Origin of the sequence: uncultured Tateyamaria sp. (assembly GCF_947503415.1) — a bacterium.
GTDB lineage: Bacteria > Pseudomonadota > Alphaproteobacteria > Rhodobacterales > Rhodobacteraceae > Tateyamaria.
Map to the genome: position 1 here is coordinate 56,134 of NZ_CANNDS010000002.1, position 18,603 is coordinate 74,736.

At 59.3% G+C, this 18,603-nt stretch carries 20 protein-coding genes and 1 tRNA gene; 10 read left to right on the forward strand and 11 right to left on the reverse strand.

Going from position 1 to position 18,603, the window contains the following annotated elements; translation table 11 throughout:
* Positions 1–9 precede the first annotated feature (9 nt).
* From Q1A32_RS11380 to purC, 4 genes are read right to left on the reverse strand one after another with little or no spacing between them, the layout of a single operon-like run.
* Positions 10–1,791: an ATP-binding protein gene (locus Q1A32_RS11380; protein WP_299614486.1), complete on the reverse strand. Its 1,782-nt coding sequence runs from the start codon at positions 1,789–1,791 to the stop codon at positions 10–12.
* A 37-nt stretch (positions 1,792–1,828) separates the two neighbouring features.
* Positions 1,829–2,497 (reverse strand): phosphoribosylformylglycinamidine synthase subunit PurQ, encoded by a 669-nt coding sequence (gene purQ, locus Q1A32_RS11385; RefSeq protein WP_299653082.1) that lies wholly within the window; start codon positions 2,495–2,497, stop codon positions 1,829–1,831.
* Positions 2,494–2,724: a phosphoribosylformylglycinamidine synthase subunit PurS gene (gene purS, locus Q1A32_RS11390; protein ID WP_299614484.1), complete on the reverse strand. Its 231-nt coding sequence runs from the start codon at positions 2,722–2,724 to the stop codon at positions 2,494–2,496. The genes purQ and purS overlap by 4 nt, the downstream gene beginning before the upstream one ends.
* 14 nt (positions 2,725–2,738) lie before the next feature.
* Entirely contained in the window at positions 2,739–3,500 is a 762-nt protein-coding gene (purC, locus tag Q1A32_RS11395) for a phosphoribosylaminoimidazolesuccinocarboxamide synthase (protein WP_299614571.1), read from the reverse strand.
* Positions 3,501–3,650: 150 nt separating this feature from the next.
* On the opposite strand from purC, the gene Q1A32_RS11400 reads away from it, so the two are divergent.
* The 3 genes from Q1A32_RS11400 (at position 3,651) to bmt (ending at position 7,065) form a co-directional block, all read left to right on the forward strand.
* Entirely contained in the window at positions 3,651–3,968 is a 318-nt protein-coding gene (locus Q1A32_RS11400; protein WP_299614483.1) for a DUF1476 domain-containing protein, read from the forward strand.
* Positions 3,969–4,131: 163 nt separating this feature from the next.
* On the forward strand, positions 4,132–6,012 hold the full coding sequence (locus Q1A32_RS11405) for a phosphatidylglycerol lysyltransferase domain-containing protein (protein WP_299653085.1): 1,881 nt from the start codon (positions 4,132–4,134) through the stop codon (positions 6,010–6,012).
* Between the two features lie 36 nt (positions 6,013–6,048).
* Positions 6,049–7,065 (forward strand): betaine--homocysteine S-methyltransferase, encoded by a 1,017-nt coding sequence (bmt, locus tag Q1A32_RS11410; protein WP_299653088.1) that lies wholly within the window; start codon positions 6,049–6,051, stop codon positions 7,063–7,065.
* On the opposite strand, the gene Q1A32_RS11415 is transcribed toward bmt, so the two are convergent.
* The gene (locus Q1A32_RS11415) at positions 7,062–8,138 is read right to left on the reverse strand and encodes a PA0069 family radical SAM protein (protein WP_299653092.1); all 1,077 of its coding nucleotides are present in this window, start codon (positions 8,136–8,138) and stop codon (positions 7,062–7,064) included. The genes bmt and Q1A32_RS11415 overlap by 4 nt on opposite strands.
* A 206-nt stretch (positions 8,139–8,344) precedes the next feature.
* Between Q1A32_RS11415 and Q1A32_RS11420 the strand changes: the two genes are divergently transcribed.
* The 3 genes from Q1A32_RS11420 to Q1A32_RS11430 are packed head-to-tail and all read left to right on the forward strand — an operon-like array spanning position 8,345 to position 10,252.
* Positions 8,345–9,046: a B12-binding domain-containing protein gene (locus Q1A32_RS11420; RefSeq protein ID WP_299614479.1), complete on the forward strand. Its 702-nt coding sequence runs from the start codon at positions 8,345–8,347 to the stop codon at positions 9,044–9,046.
* Between the two features lie 37 nt (positions 9,047–9,083).
* Positions 9,084–9,629, forward strand: a complete 546-nt coding sequence (locus Q1A32_RS11425; protein ID WP_299653095.1) for a thioredoxin family protein — start codon at positions 9,084–9,086, stop codon at positions 9,627–9,629.
* A complete protein-coding gene (locus tag Q1A32_RS11430) occupies positions 9,620–10,252 on the forward strand; it encodes a DUF1638 domain-containing protein (protein WP_299653097.1) in 633 nt (210 codons plus the stop codon). The genes Q1A32_RS11425 and Q1A32_RS11430 overlap by 10 nt, the downstream gene beginning before the upstream one ends.
* Positions 10,253–10,382: 130 nt before the next feature.
* Here Q1A32_RS11430 and Q1A32_RS11435 read toward each other — a convergent pair whose 3' ends face one another.
* The gene (locus Q1A32_RS11435) at positions 10,383–10,787 is read right to left on the reverse strand and encodes a SufE family protein (protein ID WP_299653099.1); all 405 of its coding nucleotides are present in this window, start codon (positions 10,785–10,787) and stop codon (positions 10,383–10,385) included.
* Between the two features lie 131 nt (positions 10,788–10,918).
* Here Q1A32_RS11435 and Q1A32_RS11440 point away from each other — a divergent pair, with 131 nt between their 5' ends.
* Positions 10,919–11,452: a hypothetical protein gene (locus tag Q1A32_RS11440; RefSeq protein WP_299614475.1), complete on the forward strand. Its 534-nt coding sequence runs from the start codon at positions 10,919–10,921 to the stop codon at positions 11,450–11,452.
* A gap of 8 nt (positions 11,453–11,460) precedes the next feature.
* On the opposite strand, the gene rnd is transcribed toward Q1A32_RS11440, so the two are convergent.
* The 3 genes from rnd to purM all read right to left on the reverse strand — a co-directional run bounded on the left by rnd (position 11,461) and on the right by purM (position 14,321).
* The gene (rnd, locus tag Q1A32_RS11445; RefSeq protein WP_299653102.1) at positions 11,461–12,621 is read right to left on the reverse strand and encodes a ribonuclease D; all 1,161 of its coding nucleotides are present in this window, start codon (positions 12,619–12,621) and stop codon (positions 11,461–11,463) included.
* Positions 12,622–12,687: 66 nt separating this feature from the next.
* The gene (purN, locus tag Q1A32_RS11450; RefSeq protein ID WP_299653105.1) at positions 12,688–13,278 is read right to left on the reverse strand and encodes a phosphoribosylglycinamide formyltransferase; all 591 of its coding nucleotides are present in this window, start codon (positions 13,276–13,278) and stop codon (positions 12,688–12,690) included.
* On the reverse strand, positions 13,275–14,321 hold the full coding sequence (gene purM, locus Q1A32_RS11455; RefSeq protein WP_299653108.1) for a phosphoribosylformylglycinamidine cyclo-ligase: 1,047 nt from the start codon (positions 14,319–14,321) through the stop codon (positions 13,275–13,277). Before purM ends, purN begins: the two co-directional genes overlap by 4 nt.
* A 190-nt stretch (positions 14,322–14,511) precedes the next feature.
* Here purM and Q1A32_RS11460 point away from each other — a divergent pair, with 190 nt between their 5' ends.
* Both Q1A32_RS11460 and Q1A32_RS11465 read left to right on the forward strand, forming a co-directional pair.
* Positions 14,512–15,603 (forward strand): hypothetical protein, encoded by a 1,092-nt coding sequence (locus Q1A32_RS11460; protein WP_299653111.1) that lies wholly within the window; start codon positions 14,512–14,514, stop codon positions 15,601–15,603.
* Positions 15,604–15,655: 52 nt separating this feature from the next.
* Positions 15,656–15,732, forward strand: a tRNA-Ile gene (locus Q1A32_RS11465).
* An 8-nt stretch (positions 15,733–15,740) separates the two neighbouring features.
* On the opposite strand, the gene Q1A32_RS11470 is transcribed toward Q1A32_RS11465, so the two are convergent.
* Complete coding sequence (locus tag Q1A32_RS11470) at positions 15,741–16,187, reverse strand: DUF4442 domain-containing protein (protein ID WP_299653114.1); 447 nt, start codon at positions 16,185–16,187, stop codon at positions 15,741–15,743.
* A gap of 75 nt (positions 16,188–16,262) precedes the next feature.
* The gene (locus tag Q1A32_RS11475) at positions 16,263–17,579 is read right to left on the reverse strand and encodes an ATP-binding protein (protein ID WP_299653117.1); all 1,317 of its coding nucleotides are present in this window, start codon (positions 17,577–17,579) and stop codon (positions 16,263–16,265) included.
* Between the two features lie 43 nt (positions 17,580–17,622).
* Here Q1A32_RS11475 and Q1A32_RS11480 point away from each other — a divergent pair, with 43 nt between their 5' ends.
* A complete protein-coding gene (locus Q1A32_RS11480; RefSeq protein ID WP_299653120.1) occupies positions 17,623–18,534 on the forward strand; it encodes an MBL fold metallo-hydrolase in 912 nt (303 codons plus the stop codon).
* The last annotated feature ends 69 nt before the right edge of the window (positions 18,535–18,603 follow it).

The following is an 18,603-nucleotide window of genomic DNA, read 5'->3' on the forward strand; positions in this document are numbered from 1 at the left end:
CGGAGGGGCTTACTCTGCCGCTCTGATCTTGGTGTCCTCACCTTCCGTCCCCTCGTCCCCGAGGATCGGAAGCTGCATTTCAAATACGGCGCCGCCTGCCTGTCCGTTGCGCGCAATCAAGCGTCCGCCTAAATCGTTCACAATGCCGGAGGAGATGGCAAGGCCCAGCCCCACACCGTCCCCCGGTTGCTTGGTCGTATAAAACGGCTCGAACAGGCTATCGAGGTTTTCGATCCCCGGCCCGTTGTCCCGCACTGTCAGCGTCGCTGTCTCTCCTGCCGACAGAATAATGTCCACCTGCGGCTCTCGCTCTGACTTGGTGGCATCGATGGCATTGCGCAAGAGGTTGACCATGACCTGCTCGATGCGCATCCGGTCGCCCATCACCTCGATTGGTTCAGGGGGTACAACGCGATTGATCAGCACCCGGCGCTGACGCAACTGCGGCTCCATCATCGACAGGGACGAAGCCAGCGCATCGCCCATATTTACAGGGCTCAGAGCGTCCTGACCCTTGCGCGCATAGGACTTGAGTTGGCGCGTGATCGCACCCATTCGTTCGATCAGGTCATCAATGCGGCCAAAGCTGACCAGTGCTTCGTCCGGGCGGTTGCGGCGCAGCAGCAAACGCGCCCCGGCCAGATAGGTTTTCATCGCCGCAAGCGGTTGGTTCAGCTCGTGGCTGACGGCCGCAGACATCTCGCCCAAAGCAGCCAATTTCGATGATTGCTCAAGGGTTTGCTCTGCCTGCGCAAGGTCCTCCTGGACTCGCTTCCGCTCGGCAATTTCTCGCTGCAACTGGATGTTCAGATGGCGAAGCTCTGCCGACTCGCGCGCAAACAGCGCGACGCGGAGGGCCGACCTCCGGCTCAGCGCATAGAACGCCAATGCCAGCAAGATGGCGAATCCCATGATCTCAAGCGCAAGCACGCCATTAACCCGCTCTCGCACTGACGCGTAGGTGGTAAAGGATGTCATCCGCCAGCCGCGGAACGCGATGCGCGCCTCAAGCCGCATCACACCTTCGCCCTGCAGATAGGCATCGGGAGGCAACGCAGTCCAATCCGCTGTCGCACGAATCGCACGCTCAATAGCGCTTTGTGGGGTTTGCCGGGCGAGTGCCGCCTCTTCCGTGCGTCCGCGCCAGCGCGGTTCGGTCGCAAGAATGATCTGTCCGGCGCTGTCCGTAACAAGAACAGCAGCCGAAATCCCGGACCACGCCCGTTCGAATTTCTGCAAATCGACCTCAACCGCGATGACACCAAGCACGTCACCCCCGGCCATCACCCGGCGAGAGTAGGTGAAGGTGAAGCCGCCCGCCTCGCGCTCTGCCACGGTAAAGATCGTGTCGCTGGCGCGCAAAGCATCGATGAAGTAGGGTTCCGTCCTGTGATTTGAGCCCAAGCGGTTGCGATCGGTCGCCGCAACCGCCCGCCCATCCCGGTCCAACAGGATCAGGTTGGCGGCACCGATCTCCTCCACGAAGGAGATCAACCGCTGCGTCGATTGCTGATAATCCTGGCTGTTCAGAGCGCCGATCAGCGTGGGGTCGCGCGCCAAAAGCTGCGGCACGATCTGGTTCTGACGCAACTCGCTTAGCAAGTTGCCTGAATACAGCGCCAGACGAAGTTCCGCCCGGTTCCGTGTGGTTTCGGTGAAACGGTCTGTCAGCAAGCGGTTTGTGAAAAAGACGGTGCTGACCGCAGCGATCGTCAAGACAACGAGAGCCACGCGAACGCGCCAACTTGTGGCTGGTGTGCGTGGCGCAGGGGTGCGAGCGGCGGCTGACATAACCGCGAACCTACGGCTTCGGTGGGTTCGGCTCAAGTCACGCGGACGTTAGCTGCCCGACCACTGCGCGGAAGAGCGCCTGTCCATCCGTCCCACCATGGCCGACATCTGCCGCCCGTTCCGGGTGCGGCATCATGCCCAGGACGCGCCGGTTTCCCGACAGGATACCTGCGATATCGCGCTGTGATCCGTTTGGATTGTCAGTGTAACGGAAGGCAACCCGGTCTTCGCCCTCAAGCGCATCCAACGTCGCCTCATCGGAGAAATAATTGCCGTCATGGTGCGCAATCGGAATGTCGATTACGTCGCCAGCGTTGTAGCCCTCTGTGTATGCAGATTGCGACGTTTCGATCCGAAGACCCACCGTTTTGCAGATATATTTGAGGCCGGCATTGCGCAGGAGTGCACCGGGCAACATGCCGGTCTCGGCCAGCACCTGGAAGCCATTGCAAACACCAAAGACGTAGCCACCCCGATCAGCGTGCGCCTTGACCGCCTTGCAAATCGGCGAATTGGCCGCGATGGCCCCGCAGCGCAAATAGTCCCCAAATGAAAAACCACCCGGCACACCAACAATATCGACGTCGTTGGGCAGGTCAGTGTCCTTGTGCCAGACCATCTGCACGTCCGCTCCGGCTGCCCGAAAGGCCACCGCAAGGTCCCGGTCACAATTCGATCCGGGAAAAACGACAACGGCGGCCTTCATGGCATTTCGACCCGGTAGCTTTCGATGACCGTGTTGGCGAGCAGCTTTTCACACATGGCGTTTACATCCGCCTCGGTCGTGCCATCGGCCAAGTCCAGTTCGATCACCTTTCCCTGCCGGACCCCGTTGACCCCGTCAAAGCCCAAAGCCCCCAATGCGTGGCGCACAGCTTCGCCCTGAGGGTCAAGCACGCCATTCTTGAGCATCACATGCACGGTCGCTTTCATGTCGGGGTGATCCTTCAGTTGATCAATGTCGGTTTGGTGATGGGTGCTGCGTTCTTGGGCATCACACCCAAGCGCCGCGCCACTTCGGTATAGGCATCTGCCAGATTTCCCAGATCGCGACGAAACACGTCCTTGTCGAGCTTTTCGCCCGTCTCGATGTCCCAAAGGCGGCAGCTGTCCGGGCTGATCTCATCCGCGATGATCAAACGCATGAAATCACCATCATAGATCCGGCCGATCTCGATCTTGAAGTCGACAAGGCGGATACCGACGGCCAACATGACGCCTGACAGGAAGTCATTTACGCGCAGCGCAAGCGACAGGATATCATCCATGTCCTGCTGGCTGGCCCAGCCAAAGGCGGCAATGTGTTCTTCGGTGACCAGCGGATCACCCAGTTTGTCGTCCTTGTAGCAATATTCGACGATGGGGCGCGGCAATTGCGTGCCCTCTTCGATCCCCAATCGCTCGCTCATGGTGCCGGCTGCATAGTTCCGCACGATGATTTCCAGCGGCACGATCTCGCAGGCGCGCACAAGCTGTTCGCGCATGTTCAGGCGCTTCATGAAGTGCGTGGGCACCCCGATCTGACCAAGGCCCGTCATGAAAAACTCGCTCAGGCGGTTGTTCAACACGCCCTTGCCTTCGATCACGTCTTTTTTCTGGGCATTGAAGGCGGTGGCATCATCCTTGAAATACTGAACAATGGTGCCGGGCTCAGGACCTTCATATAAAATCTTGGCCTTGCCTTCGTAAATCTTCTTGCGTCGCGCCATGGGCGTCCTTTCGCGTGTGCGGGCCATGTGAGTCTGCCCGCCATTGCGCACCTCATAAGCAATCGACCCAAATGCCGCAAGCAATGGGGTTGCATGAGCCATCATCGCCTGCCTATCTGATACAAGACATTGCCAGAGAGGGGTTGGCCGATGAGCACCTTTGACGATCGCGAACACGCGTTTGAGAACAAGTTCGCCCATGATGCGGAAATGCAATTCAAGGCGGATGCACGCCGCAATAAACTGCTGGGTCTTTGGGCCGCCGAGCTGATGGGCAAATCCGGTGACGCGGCAGCAGAATATGCCCGCGAAGTTGTAAAGTCCGACTTTGAAGAGGCCGGCGACGAGGACGTCTATCGCAAGGTGTCCGGCGATCTGGGCGACAAAGCGGATGAAGAAACGATCAGGGCAAAGATGGCTGAGTTGATGGCAGAGGCCAAAGCACAGCTGATGAAGGAAATAGATTGATTCGAAGGCCTTAGGGCCCTTGAATGATTGTGGAAAGGTGCGCACCCGCAAGGATGTGCACCTTTTTATTTGTATCCTCTTCACTTCACCCGCCCAGATTAACACTTGGCTCATCTGTCATCGGTAGCCGTTGACCGGGGTTATGAGTTGAGGGGGTGTGGTCATGCCAAGTTCGCGGGCGCTGTCAGTTGCCCAAGTGGGTGCGCGGGTCGGCGTGCCAATTGTCATTTTTCTTGGATGCGCGATGATTTTGTCGCGTCAGGTCCCCTCTGACATTCTACTTACGCTGCCTGCGCAGCTTGCTGGTATTGCAAGCTGGCAATGGGGTTTGGCGGCAGTCTTTACGGCGGGGAGCTTTTTCGCAGTCGCTCAATATGACGTGCAGGCGCACCGGGCACTCGGAACAAAGGTACCGGACGGGCGCGCACGGATTACTGGTGCGGTCGGAATTGCCATTGGTCAGACAGTGGGATTCGGCTTGGTATCAGGTGCCCTCGCCCGCTGGCGCATGTTGCCGGAATTGAACGTTGGGCAGGCGTTGAAGCTATCGACGATGGTCTCGTTGTCATTCGTGATTGCGTGGGCCTGCCTGACCGGTTTGGTGTGCCTTGTGTTGCCCGCACCGGTCTGGACCAGCGCATTGTCTGTTGGTGCTTTGGTGCTTGTCCCCGGCCTCGCGGCACTTTTGTTTTTCCGACCAACGCTCACATTCGGATCCCGCGCAATTCATCTTCCGAGCCTACGAATTTCTGCATCCATTCTTGGGTGGGCTCTTGTGGACATGGCGATGGCGGCAGCAACGCTTTGGGTTCTGCTTCCTGCGGGAACAATGCCCTTTGTTACATTGCTCCCCCTGTTCATGATCGCACTTGGCTGCGGTTTGATGTCAAACACACCGGGCGGTGTCGGTCCGTTCGAACTGGTCCTCGTGACCGCAATACCGGTTGGAACAGAGGCTGAGGTTTTGGCAGGCATCCTTGCTTTCCGAGCCGTGTACTACGCCCTGCCCGCTCTGTGTGCGATGTTGGCAATGCTGAGGCCACTGACAAAACCCAAAAGCATGACATCACACCCCGCGCACTGGCATGATTTGCCCAGCAGTGAAGCGCAGGCGCTGCGCCAAAATGACGGATGCGTCGAAGTCAGTGCCGCAGGTGGCCCCGTGGCCATTTGGTCGACATCGCAGACCCGGACGCTGTTCACGGACCCTGGAAACCGTGCGAATGCCAGGATGTTATCTTGGTTGCAACGCCGTGCACGGTCGCAGGGTCGCATTCCACTGATCTACAAATCAGGCGCGAGGCTTGCACATGCAGCGCGCCGCGCACAGTGGGCGGTTTTGCATATTGCAGACGATGCGATTATCGATGTGAAGGACTATACGCTGGATGTCCCGGCCCGTCGGCGGTTAAGGCGCAAGCTGCGCGCCGTTACAAGCGCGGGTGTTACCTTAAGGTCTGGCTGTGCTCCGCCGCTGAAAGACGCGGAAAGGCTTGATGCACAATGGCAGGCGCAGTGCGGGTCTGCACGAGGCGGCAGCATGGGGAGGTACTGCCCCGATTACGTTTCTGATCAATGGGTTGTAAGCGCATATTCAGATACCGAATTGATTGGCTTTGCCAGCTTTCACCGGGGGGCATCTGACTGGTGCCTCGATATCATGCGCCATGCACCGGACGCACCGGACGGCACAATGCATGCCTTGGTGCATCACGCCATTCAGGACGCGCATGCCGAAGGGTTCACACGGGTCAGCCTTGCCTCGGTCATCGCCTGCCCGAATGGATCGAGCGCGTTTTGGCGATGGGCCGCACAGAAGGCTCTAATCGCGGCGGGCGGTAGTGGATTACGACAATTCAAATCGGCTTTTGCACCACGCTGGGTCCCCCGCTACGCAGCAGCCCCGACGTGGTTGTCCATGATCATTGGGATGGCGGATATCGCCCGCGTGATCAGAAATCCGATCCCGCTGGCGGCGCCAAAAACAAGTCCCGCTCATCATCAAGATGAAAATTATGAACTGGCTTCACATTCAGCCGCGTGAGAAACAGTCAGAATATCGCGCGCGAAAGGGATCCCGATGTCCGACGCTTTGACAACACTGCTTGCCGAAAAAGGCACCTTACTGGCCGATGGTGCGACAGGCACAAACCTGTTCGCTATGGGCCTGATGTCAGGCGACGCGCCCGAGCTTTGGAACGAGCAAGAGCCCGCCAAGATCAAAGCCTTGTACAAAGGGGCGGTTGATGCAGGCAGTGACGTGTTTCTCACAAACTCCTTTGGCGCCAACGCTTCGCGGCTGAAGCTGCACGACGCGGGCCATCGTGCCTTCGAATTAAGCCGGATCGCCGCTGAACTGGGGCGGGACGTGGCCGATGCCGCCGGAAGGAAAGTCATTGTCGCCGGGTCCGTCGGCCCGACAGGGGATATCATGGAACCGGTTGGCAGCCTGACCCATGCAGACGCAGTCGAGATGTTTCATGAGACCGCCGCAGGCCTGAAGGCCGGAGGTGCAGATATCGGCTGGCTCGAAACCATCTCAGCGCCCGAAGAGTACACGGCCGCGGCAGAAGGGTTCGCGCTTGCAGACCTGCCTTGGGTCGGCACGATGAGTTTTGACACCGCCGGTCGCACCATGATGGGCGTGACCAGCACCGATATGGTGAACCTTGTGGCAGGGTTGGACTTTGCACCATTAGCGTTTGGAGCAAACTGTGGCACTGGCGCATCCGACCTGCTGCGCACGGTGCTGGGCTTTGCCGCCACGGGAACAGAATTGCCCATCATTGCCAAGGGCAATGCCGGCATTCCCAAATACCACGATGGTCACATTCATTATGACGGAACCCCGGAACTGATGGCGGACTATGCGGCACTTGCCCGTGATTGCGGCGCAAGCATCATCGGTGGGTGCTGTGGGACAACTCCTGCCCATCTGGAGACGATGCGCAAAGCACTGGACACACGCCCCCGGCAGGCAGCACCGTCGCTGGAGGCGATTGTCGAGGCTTTGGGCGCGTTTTCGTCTGCTGGCGACGGCACCGGAGATGATGCAACCCGCCCGCCCCGCAAACGCCGTGGCCGACGCGCCGCCTAGAACAGGCTGAGTTGTGCGCTGTCCTTCCGTGGCGGCTGGAACAGGTCGGTGCGCATTGGCTGCGTCTTTTCCCTTAACCCCAACCGTTTGAGCGCGACTTTGTACCGATGTTGGATCAATTCGGCATAGGCCCCCTCGCCCCGCATTCGGTGGCCCCAACGCGCGTCATAATCGCGTCCTCCGTGCATTTCACGCAAACGCGCCATGATCCGCTTTGCGCGGTCCGGGTAGTGCACAGCAAGCCATTCCTGCCAAAGTGGCGACACCTCTTTCGGAAGGCGCAACATAATCCAACTGGCGCTGCGTGCACCTGCGTCCCTGCCCGCCTCAAGGATTGCCTCAAGTTCGGAATCGGTCAGCGCCGGGACCATGGGCGATGCCATGATGCGCACCGGGATGCCCGCGGCTGCCAACTTTCGGATGGTCGCAAGACGGCGTTTCGGCAAAGGCGCCCGCGGCTCCATCGCGCGCGACAGTCTCGGGTCGAGCGTTGTAACCGACACGCCAACACGCATCAGACCACGTTTGGCCATACGCGCCAGAATGTCGATGTCGCGTTCGATCAATGCGCCCTTGGTCACAATGGCAACCGGATGTCCACACGTGTCCAGCACCTCAAGGCACTGCCGCATGATACCGTATTCTTTCTCTATGGGTTGGTAGGGGTCCGTGTTGGTTCCGATTGCAAGCGGCGCGACCTTGTAGCTGTTTCGCCCCAGCTCCGCGCGCAACACCTCTGGCGCATCTGGCCGCGCCACCAGCCGCGTTTCAAAATCAAGACCGGGCGAGAGACCCAGATAGGCGTGGCTTGGTCTGGCAAAGCAATAGACGCATCCATGCTCACATCCTCGATACGGGTTTATCGAACGATCGAACGGCAGATCCGGCGAGCGGTTGTAACTGATCAAACTGCGTGGGCGCTCAACAATGACTTCAGTGCGGAGCGTGGGCAAGTCCTCTTCGATATCCCATCCGTCCGCCTCCGAATGACGGGACACCGGATCGTAGCGGTGGGTCACATTGGAGACCGCGCCACGGGCCTTGGGCGTGCTGGATTGCAGGTCGGGCTTCATGTCACAAGCTTAGAACACAACAAGAACATACACCAGAAAAGACTTCGAAATCAGCCATTCCACCCTATGCCGAGGCACACAAAAGTGAGCAGCAGCGTCGCAGTAGCAGCCACCCATGTCGCAATCCGGACAGTCCGGGTGCGACATTCTGGACGATACATTGAAAAATAGGCACCGGGTCCAGCACCCACGCAAGAGGAAGCCACATGTCAGACGAAGACGATATCATCCTGTCCGAGCTCGATGACGAAGAACTGGTTCAGCAGATGTTCGACGACCTCTATGACGGTCTCAAGGAAGAGATCGAAGAAGCGGTCAACATCCTGCTGGAGCGCGGCTGGGCCCCGTATGACATCCTCACAAAGGCGCTCGTGGGCGGCATGACGATCGTGGGCCACGACTTCCGGGACGGCATCCTGTTCGTGCCCGAAGTGTTGCTGGCCGCCAACGCGATGAAAGGTGGCATGTTCATCCTCAAGCCTCTTCTGGCCGAAACCGGTGCACCGCGCGTGGGCAAAATGGTGATCGGCACAGTGAAGGGCGACATCCACGACATCGGCAAGAACCTTGTGTCGATGATGATGGAAGGGGCCGGGTTCGAGGTGGTCGATCTTGGTATCAACAACCCTGTCGAAAACTATCTGGAAGCCATCGAAAACGAAGGTCCCGACATTCTTGGTATGTCCGCTCTGCTGACAACCACGATGCCTTATATGAAGGTCGTGATCGACACGATGGTCGAACAGGGCATTCGCGATGACTATATCGTGCTGGTCGGAGGCGCGCCGTTGAACGAGGAATTTGGCAAGGCCATTGGCGCAGACGCCTATTGCCGCGATGCGGCTGTCGCTGTGGAAACGGCGAAAGAATTCGTGGCGCGCAAACACAACCAGATGGCGGCGGGGTAAGCGCCCCGGTCGCCCGCTGTGTTTCGGGGGACGACATATGCTGCTTGACACACCCACTCCGGACTTCGGTGCACCAGCGCCGCATTTTCGATTGCCTGACGCCAATGGGGTCCAGCATGACCTGAACGACCATTTGGGTGACAAGGGCCTGCTGATCGCATTCATCTGCAATCACTGCCCATATGTCATCGCCATAGCAGAGCGTTTGGCCGCGGATGCAAAATGCCTTGAACGTGACGGTGTAGGCGTTCTGGCCATCATGTCGAACGACTACGACAGCTACCCGGCGGATGCGCCGGACAAGATGATCGCCTTTGCCGACAAATACGGGTTCGATTTTCCATATCTTGTCGATGCGGACCAATCGGTGGCCCGCGCGTATGGGGCTGTCTGCACACCTGACTTTTTTGGTTTCGACGGTACGGGCCGCTTGCAATACCGCGGGCGGCTGGACGATGCGCGCATGGGGGATGCCACGCAACGGACCCCTGAACTGTTGATCGCGATGCGCATGATCGCAGACACCGGACTAGGGCCCTCAGACCAGATGCCCAGTATGGGCTGTTCCATAAAATGGCGCTGAACGACGCCGAGCTGACGGAACAGGGGTTGGCCGCCACGGGCACAGGCCGCATCCTGTTGATCGCCTGCGGGGCGCTTGCGCGCGAAATCATCGACCTGAAAGCGGCCAATGGCTGGGATCACATGGACCTGACCTGTCTGCCCGCGAAATTGCACCTCTATCCCGACCAGATCACGGATGCGGTGCGCACGGCTGTTGCCAAACACCGCGCCACCTACGACACGATCTTTGTGGTCTATGCCGACTGCGGCACAGGCGGGCTGCTGCAGGCCGCCTGCAAGGACATGGGTGTCGAATTGGTATCAGGCCCGCATTGCTACAGCTTTTTCGAAGGAAATGAACGCTTTGCCAGTCAAAGCGAAAGTGAAATTACCACCTTCTACCTGACGGATTTCCTCGTTCGGCAGTTCGAAGCCTTTATCCTCAAACCCATGGGGCTCGACCGCCACCCCGAACTGCGGGACATGTATTTCGGCAATTACGAAAAGCTGGTCTATCAGGCCCAAACCGATGACCCAGCCCTGACCGAAAAGGCGCGCAGGGCTGCCGACACGCTTGGCTTGGCATTCGAACGCCGCCTCACGGGCTATGGCGATCTCGAAACCACGCTCAAGCAGCTTTAATCCAACATTCTCTTGGCTGAAAATATCCCGGGGGTTTGGGGATCGTCATTGGAACGCCATTGGTCCGAGAGACAATGGCGATGCCCCCAATCACATGCATGAATCGCGTCGCCATACGGCGTCATTTGGATCAACCGGCGGCCACCAGTTGAATACGTTCGATCATCGCACGCAGCCCGTTTGAGCGTTGCGCTGACAGGTGATCGTTCAACCCCAAGCGCCCCATTTCCGCGCGGGCATCAACGGCCATCACCTCAGCCAAGGGCAGCCCATTATACAGCCGCCGCAGCACCGCGATCAGTCCTTTGACGATCATCGCATCACTGTCCCCGTCAAACCGAAACACCCCATCCTCGACCTGCGGATGCAACCAGACCTGACTGGCGCAACCGTCCACCTTGGTTGCGGGCACCTTGAGAGCGTCTGGAAGTGGCTCCATCGCCTTGCCTTGTTCGATGACATAGCGGTAGCGATCTTCCCAATCCTCAAGGAACTCGAAATCCTCGACAATCTCTTCAAAGCTTTCCGTTGCCATCTTTTGCCCCGTCTGTGGTGTTGTGCCTGACCTAGGGGTCCCGGCTCCAAAGGTCCAGTGCGACAAAGGACGCTTTTCAACCGCGCCCGCATCCGTTACCACATGGGCCAAAAGCAAAGTGCGAGCGGACAATGCGCCTGATCCTACCTTCCCTTCTGGTTGCGACCTTGACCCTGTCGGCGTGCAGCGCCATGCGCGACAGCCGTGCGAACCCGATGAATTGGTTCGGCAACAGCCGATCGGAACCCGTGCAAGTCGACGCCCCCGCCGAGACCAATCCCCTTATCCCGCAAAACACCCGCGCCGGGTTGTTTGCGAACCTGCGTGACCAAGCCGAAATCTACGTCGGCACCCCGATAGATCAGGTGACTGATCTGGTGATCGAGCGGGTGCCAGGTGGCGCCATCGTGCGAGCCACGGGAATTGCAGGGCAGGACCGCGTCTATGACGTGCGCCTGACCACAGACAATGATGAAAACGTGCCGGTTGACGGTGTTCTGACATACCAACTGCGCGGCATCCACGAAGAGCGCGCCACGCGCACCCTCAGTCAACGGGTGCGCACTGTAACGGCAGCACGTCGGTTGACCGATCAGGAATTGGCGGAAATCAGTGTGATCCGCGTCGAAGGCCTGCGCAACGCGCAATCCACGACCCGCCGCTAGCGGTTAACTCAATCCAGTGGAATGATCTGAACGTCGGCACCTTTGGCGGTCAGGGCTACCCGTCCGTCGCACAACCGCAGCGCATCCGTGCCAAACACTTCCGAACGCCATCCCTTGAGCGCGGGAACATCGCGCATTCCTGCCGCAAGCGCGTCAAGATCGGATGCCGACGCGATCAGCTTGGCAGCGACGCCTGCGCTTTCGGTTTTCGCCTTGAGCAACACACGCAACAGATCGGCCAGGGCCGGGTTCACCTGCAGCTTTTCGCGCGACCGGTCCGGGCGCGGCATGGCATCCGGGTTCATGTCAACGCCACGTGCCACCGCCGCAAGGATACCATCCGCGATGTCGCCCTTGCGGGCTTCGCGCAGCAGCAACCGGGATCGTCCCAGATCCTCGAAGGATTTCGGCTTGTTGCTGGCCAGTTCCACCAACGCATCATCCTTGAACACCCGGTTGCGAGGGATATTGCGTGTTTGCGCGTGGTTTTCACGGAACGCGGCCAATTCCTTGACCACGGCCAGAAACTTCGACGAGTTCGTGCGCGTCTTGACCCGTTTCCACGCGTCTTCGGGTTTGATGATGTATGTTTCGGGGCTCAGCAGTGTTTGCAGTTCTTCCGACACCCACCGTGCCCGCCCGCTTTCTGACAGTTTGCCCGCCAGAAACTCGTAGATCTGCCGCAGATGGGTCACGTCCGCGATGGCATAGGTCTTTTGCGCATCCGTCAGCGGACGACGTGACCAGTCCGTAAAACGCGACGTCTTGTCGAGCGGTTGTTTCGCGATTTTGCGGACCAACGTCTCGTATCCGACCTGCTCGCCAAAACCGCAAACCATGGCCGCGACTTGCGTGTCGAACAAGGGTTCGGGAAACACCTGCGCGTCGACGTAGAAAATCTCCAGATCCTGACGTGCCGCGTGAAACACCTTGACCACTGACGTGTCACGGAACAGCTCGTAAAGCGGTTCCAGTGACAGGTCCTTGGCCAGAGGGTCGACCAACACGGCGTTGCTGTCATCCGTGCCGGGCATTGCCAGCTGCACAAGACATAATTTGGAATAGTAGGTCCGTTCGCGCAGGAATTCTGTGTCAACGGTCACATACGGGTGCGCACGGGCTTCGCTACAGTATTTGGCCAGCGCATCCGTCGTAGTGATGGTTCTCATATGCGGTTCTTTTTGTTGCTTTTCACCGTCTGGTTGTCTGGTCCTACACCAACAAGCACGCGCTGGCTAGAGCATCAGAGGCGTCTCATCACCAGCGGCGAAACGGCGCAACACTGCAGGGTAAAGACGGTGCTCCTGCGTCAGGACGCGGGCAGCCAGATCGTCGGGCGTGTCACCCTCGAGAACTGGCACACGCGCCTGCCCGAGGATCGGTCCATCATCCAGTTCGGGCGTAACCAGATGGACGGTACACCCGTGTTCCGCGTCGCCTGCGTCCAGCGCCCGCGCATGTGTGTTCAGGCCCCTGTACTTGGGCAAAAGAGACGGATGGATATTCAGCATGCGACCGCGCCACGGCGTCACGAACCCGGCGGTCAAGACGCGCATGAAGCCCGCCAGACAAATCAGGTCCAACTCAAATGGTTCAAGCGCGGCGGTGATGGCCGCCTCAAAGGCTGGACGGTCCCGCCCAAACGGCCGGTGATCCACAACGATCGTGCCAAGCCCCGCATCCTTTGCCCAGGCGATCCCGCCTGCATCAGCATTGTTCGACACAACGACAACTGGCTCTGCGGGATGGGATGCATCCATGTCCTCGACAAGCGCACGCATGTTCGATCCGCCGCCCGAGACAAAGATCCCGACGCGTTTTTTCAAAGAAGGGCTCCGGTGTACGATACGCCCTGCCCAACTTCGACCGTTCCAATGCGTGTCACGGCCTGACCTTCGGCTTGCAATGCGGCGGTCACCTCAGCCTCGGCATCCTGTGCCACGACCACCACCATGCCCAAGCCGGAGTTGAACGTCTTGAGCATCTCGGGTTCCGCCAACCCACCCTGCTCAGCAAGCCATTGGAATACAGGGGGCAAAGACCATGCATTCAGGTCAATGGTAGTCCCCAGACCTTCGGGCAGAACGCGCGGCAGGTTTTCGGTCAAACCCCCGCCAGTGATGTGCGCAAAACCATGCACACCACCCGCCTTGATGGCCGCAAGTGCCGCTTTGACATAAAGCCGTGTGGGCGTCAGCAAAGCCTCGCCCAGCGTTCCGTCGGCCCAAGGGCATGCGTCGCCCCAACCCAGGCCGGAACTTTCGACAATTTTGCGGACCAGCGAGTAGCCGTTGGAATGCACGCCATCCGATGCGAGCCCCAACAGAACATCGCCCGCAGCCACCTGCGACGGCAAGGCCGTCCCACGCTCCATCGCGCCCACGGAAAATCCTGCAAGATCAAAATCACCAGCGGGGTACATACCGGGCATCTCTGCGGTCTCGCCACCGATCAATGCACAGCCCGATGCTTCGCACCCGCGCGCGATCCCTTCGATGATCCGAGCCGCCTGATCCAGCTCCAGCTTGCCCGTCGCGAAATAATCGAGGAAAAACAGTGGCTCAGCGCCTTGACAGACAAGGTCATTGACGCACATGGCCACCAGATCGACACCCACGCCATCGACGTTGCCGGTGTCAATTGCGATGCGGAGCTTCGTGCCGACACCGTCAGTGGCCGCCACCAATACCGGATCGACGAAACCAGCGGCTTTCAGATCGAACAATCCGCCGAAACCGCCAAGCCCCGAAGCGACGCCCGACCGCTTGGTGGCCGCTGCCGCCGGTTTGATCCGCTCGACCAAGGCGTTGCCTGCGTCGATATCGACACCTGATTCGGCATAGGTCAGTCCGTTCTTCTTGCTGGTCATGCGTCTACTCCACCGCGACTTGCGTGCCCCTTATCGTGAAGACAGGTGCTGTTGCAAAAGGAAATGTTTTGCAGCCGACGAAGAACTCCGTTCACCTGCGAGTAACGCCGATTCACGGTTTTGTTATGGGCATATTCAGAATTGTGATTTGGTGCGACGGTGGGCTTCTACCCAATCGAAAGGCCCGCTCATGTTGATTCGCCGCATTCTGCTTTCATCGTCTGTGGCCGCTGCCGCATTGTCCGCGCCATACGCTCAGGCACAGGTGGTCAACATCAAGGATGGCGGCTTTACTTTCACCTTCGGCGGCCAGATCAACCGGGGCATCATTTTCACGGATGACGGGGTCGAAAGTAACGATTTCTTCGTCGACAACGACAATTCGTCGACCCGTCTTACAGCGCGCGCGGCCTACGAATTCGGCGACTATGTTTTCGGGGCGTTGATCGAGTACGAATTCGAGTTTTCCTCCTCCAACTCCATCAGCCAGCTCAATTCTGACATCGGGACGTCGGTGTCCAATGAACGCAAATTCGAGCTGTTCACCCGCACCCCGTTCGGCAACTTTGCCTATGGTCAAGGCGATGCCGCCTCGAACGGGATTGCGGAGATTGACCTGTCCGGCACCTTCATCGGCAACAATTCAGCCGTCGGATTGATTTCCGGCGGGCAGATATTCCGCACCGCCGCCGGTGGTTTCAGCAGCAACACTGTGGGTGATTTCTTTTCAAACTTCGACGGGATTACGCGGATTGAACGGTTTCGCTATGACACACCCAAGTTTGGCGGCGGATTTACCGCGTCGGTGTCGTTTGGCGAAGACAATCAGAACGACATCGCATTGCGCTACAGTGGCAAATTTGGCGACATACGCGTGCGCAGCGGCATCACCTACGCAGAGCTTGATGATACGGACCGGATTGCCGGGTCTGTATCCGCTTTTCACGATCCCACCGGTATCAACTTTACCTTCGCGTCAGGCCAGGATGACCTGAACGTGGCCGGGCGTGATGATCCCGGATACTACTACTTCAAGCTTGGCTATCAGAAGAAGGACCTGCTGCCTTGGGGAAGCACCTCCTTCGCGGTGGATTACTATGACGGCAGCGATCAGGCCGTGAACGGAAGCACCTCTGAAAGCTACAGCATCTTTGCTGTCCAAAAGATCGACAAGATCGACACCGAGGTCTACGCGGGCTTCCGCACCTTCGATGCCGCCACGCCCACGGAGTCTTTCCGGGATATCGACACGATCTTCATCGGCGCGCGCTACAAATTCTAAGGCGCGGGCCGTATTGACACGCGGCCCGGCGATGGTATCCCACACCCATGGCGGGCCTGTAGCTCAATTGGTTAGAGCAGAGCGCTCATAACGCTTTGGTTGCGGGTTCAAGTCCTGCCGGGCCTACCAACCGCCTTTCACGCCTTCCGCACGTGCCAGCCGACCGTCATGGTGACAACTGTATCACCGTTGCCATCGCGGATATCGACAGTGATGTCGAAGGCTGACTTGCCCACCTCTTCGAATTCCTTGACCAACTCGGGACCGGGCCGTTCGGTTTTGGCATGCGCTTCAAGGCGTCCCTTCGCGATCTTGACGTAAGAAATGCTGGCGCCCGAGGCCACAGGCCGCGCCTGAAAGATCATTGGGCCAAACGCACCCGCAAGGGCGGCACCCGAGGCCGCTTCGCCCAAGGTGAACATCGCGCCCGCATGCTGGCTTTGAATGTGGTTTGACGTTTCGTCTCGCTGGTCGAGCGCGGTTACGCCAACGCCGTCCCCGACTTCGATCACCTCGATGCCGACATAGTTCGCGAAAGGCACCGCCTGGCTCAATTGGGAACGGATCATCTCGTATTGGGTCATCTTGCGCCTCCAGTCAGGGTTCGTGCAAAGTAGAAACCGATCCGCACGGTGCAGCAAGCGTGCCGCTGCGGCACGTCAGCGGGCAATCACGATGTCCGCGCGCAAGCCACCCATGCGGCTGCTGCGACCCAAGCGCAACGTACCACCATGCGCGCGCGCAATGTCCGTTGCGATGGCAAGGCCCAGACCTACACCTGATCCCTGATCCTGATTTCGCGCCGGATCAAGCCGGATGAACGGGCGCTGTGCGTCTGCGCGCTGCTCTTCCGGGATGCCCGGGCCGTCGTCTTCCACGCGAAACCGCAATGACTTTTCGGTGACCCGAATGGAGACCTCGGCCCTGCCTCCATAGCGCACAGCGTTCGACACAAGGTTATCAAGGGCGCGACGCATGGCCAAAGGCCGCAACATGGCGGTCCCCTCGCCTTCCACCTCGTTCAAAGTCACCGGCTGCCCGGCCCGCTGAGCATCTTCGACGATGGTTTTCGTCAACGCCACGGGATCCACGCATTCCGGCTCGCCCTCGCTCTCGCCCTTCGCAAAGCTCAGAAACGCATCGATCATGCGCTGCATGTCGTCCACATCCTGTTCGAGCGCTTCACGTTCATCATCATCCAGCATGGACAGGGACAAACGCATGCGGGTCAGAGGCGTGCGCAGATCGTGGCTGACCCCGGACAGCATCAACGTCCGCGTCTCTATCTGCCGTTCGATGCGATTGCGCATGTCCACAAACGCAGTGCCCGCCGCCCGCACTTCCGTCGCTCCGGCAGGTGAGTAAGGCACCGCCCGCCCCCGACCAAAGGCTTCGGCTGCCACCGCAAGCCGCTTGATGGGGCGCAACTGATTGCGCATGTAGATAAAGGCAATGACAGTGATGATGACACTGAAAAACACCATGTTGACCAGCAACTGATGCGGGGCCACCGCCGACACGCGTCTGCGATCAAACGTGACTTGCACAGCCCCAAGCGCGGTATCTAGAACCAGCCGCACGCGCCGATCAAATGACAGATCCACAGTCTTGATCTCCGGCACAGCCGACATCAGCCTGTCGATGACAATAATACCCGAAAAGTCGTACCAGATGCGTTGGTTGCCTTCGCTCAGCGCCTGAGCGGACACCGGTGTCACGGTTATGGCCAGTGGAGCAAGTTGCGCTGCAGCAGATTCAATCGCCGTCCGCGAAGGCGCATTTTCGATGACACTCAGAACAAGCCGAACTTCCCGGGCCGCCGCCGACGACATCTGCCGCGTCACCTGCTCGAAATGGCGCTGGATAAAGACCACCGACACGACCAACTGCACCACGATGACCGGCAGCAGCAGGATCAAGGCGGCCCGCGCATAGATACCGCGCGGCATATACTGTTTGAGCCAGGCAAAGGACATGCGCTAGACCCTAACGAGCCACGATCCGGGACGAAAGACCACCATGCTGCCACCAGATGATTTTGATCCGCCCGTCGGTGTGGCCGAAGTGCTTGAACCCGGCCTGCGCCGCATCGTGGCGCCCAACCCGTCGCCCATGACCTATCGTGGCACGAATACCTATCTCCTAGGCACCACAGCGCTTGCCGTGGTTGATCCCGGCCCTGCGCATGACGCGCATCTTGATGCAATTCTGGGTGCGCTCGGGCCGGGTCAGACTGTGTCGCATATTGTCGTCACGCACGCGCATCTTGACCATGCACCGCTTGCCGGACCGCTGGCAGCGGCCACGGGAGCTCCGGTCCTGGCCTTTGGCGCTGCCACTGCGGGACGCAGCGCGGTGATGCAGGCGCTGGCCTCTGGTGGCTTGGCCGATGGGGGCGAAGGCATCGATGCGCAGTTTCAACCCGATATCCATCTCGCCGACGGCGATATCGTTGCGGGACCGGATTGGTCACTGGATGTCGTCCACACGCCCGGCCACCTTGGCAATCACATTTGCCTTGGCTGGGGCACTGCATGCCTGACGGCGGATCACGTCATGGGATGGGCCAGCTCGCTGGTGTCGCCACCTGACGGCGACCTCACGGACTTCATGGCCTCTTGCGAGAAACTCGCCGCGCGGGACTGGCGCGTGTTCTATCCCGGCCACGGTGCGCCGATCCTCGACCCGGCAGCCCGGCTCACGTGGCTGATAAAGCACCGGCGGGAACGCGAAGCTGCCATTCTCGCCGCTTTGGACGCTGGCCCGGCCACGGCTGAACAGATTGCATCGGCAGTCTATACCGACACGCCGTCCGCCTTGTTGCCAGCCGCCACGCGCAACGTTTTGGCCCACTTGATTGATCTTCTGGGCAAATCTGCGGTTCGTCCGCTTGATCAGCTTGGCGCAGACACGCGTTTTACACGCACTTGAACGCCCATAATTTTTTTGTGCGCAGGCACCGAAATCCCTCTGGACGACCTGAATCGCCCTTGCTATACG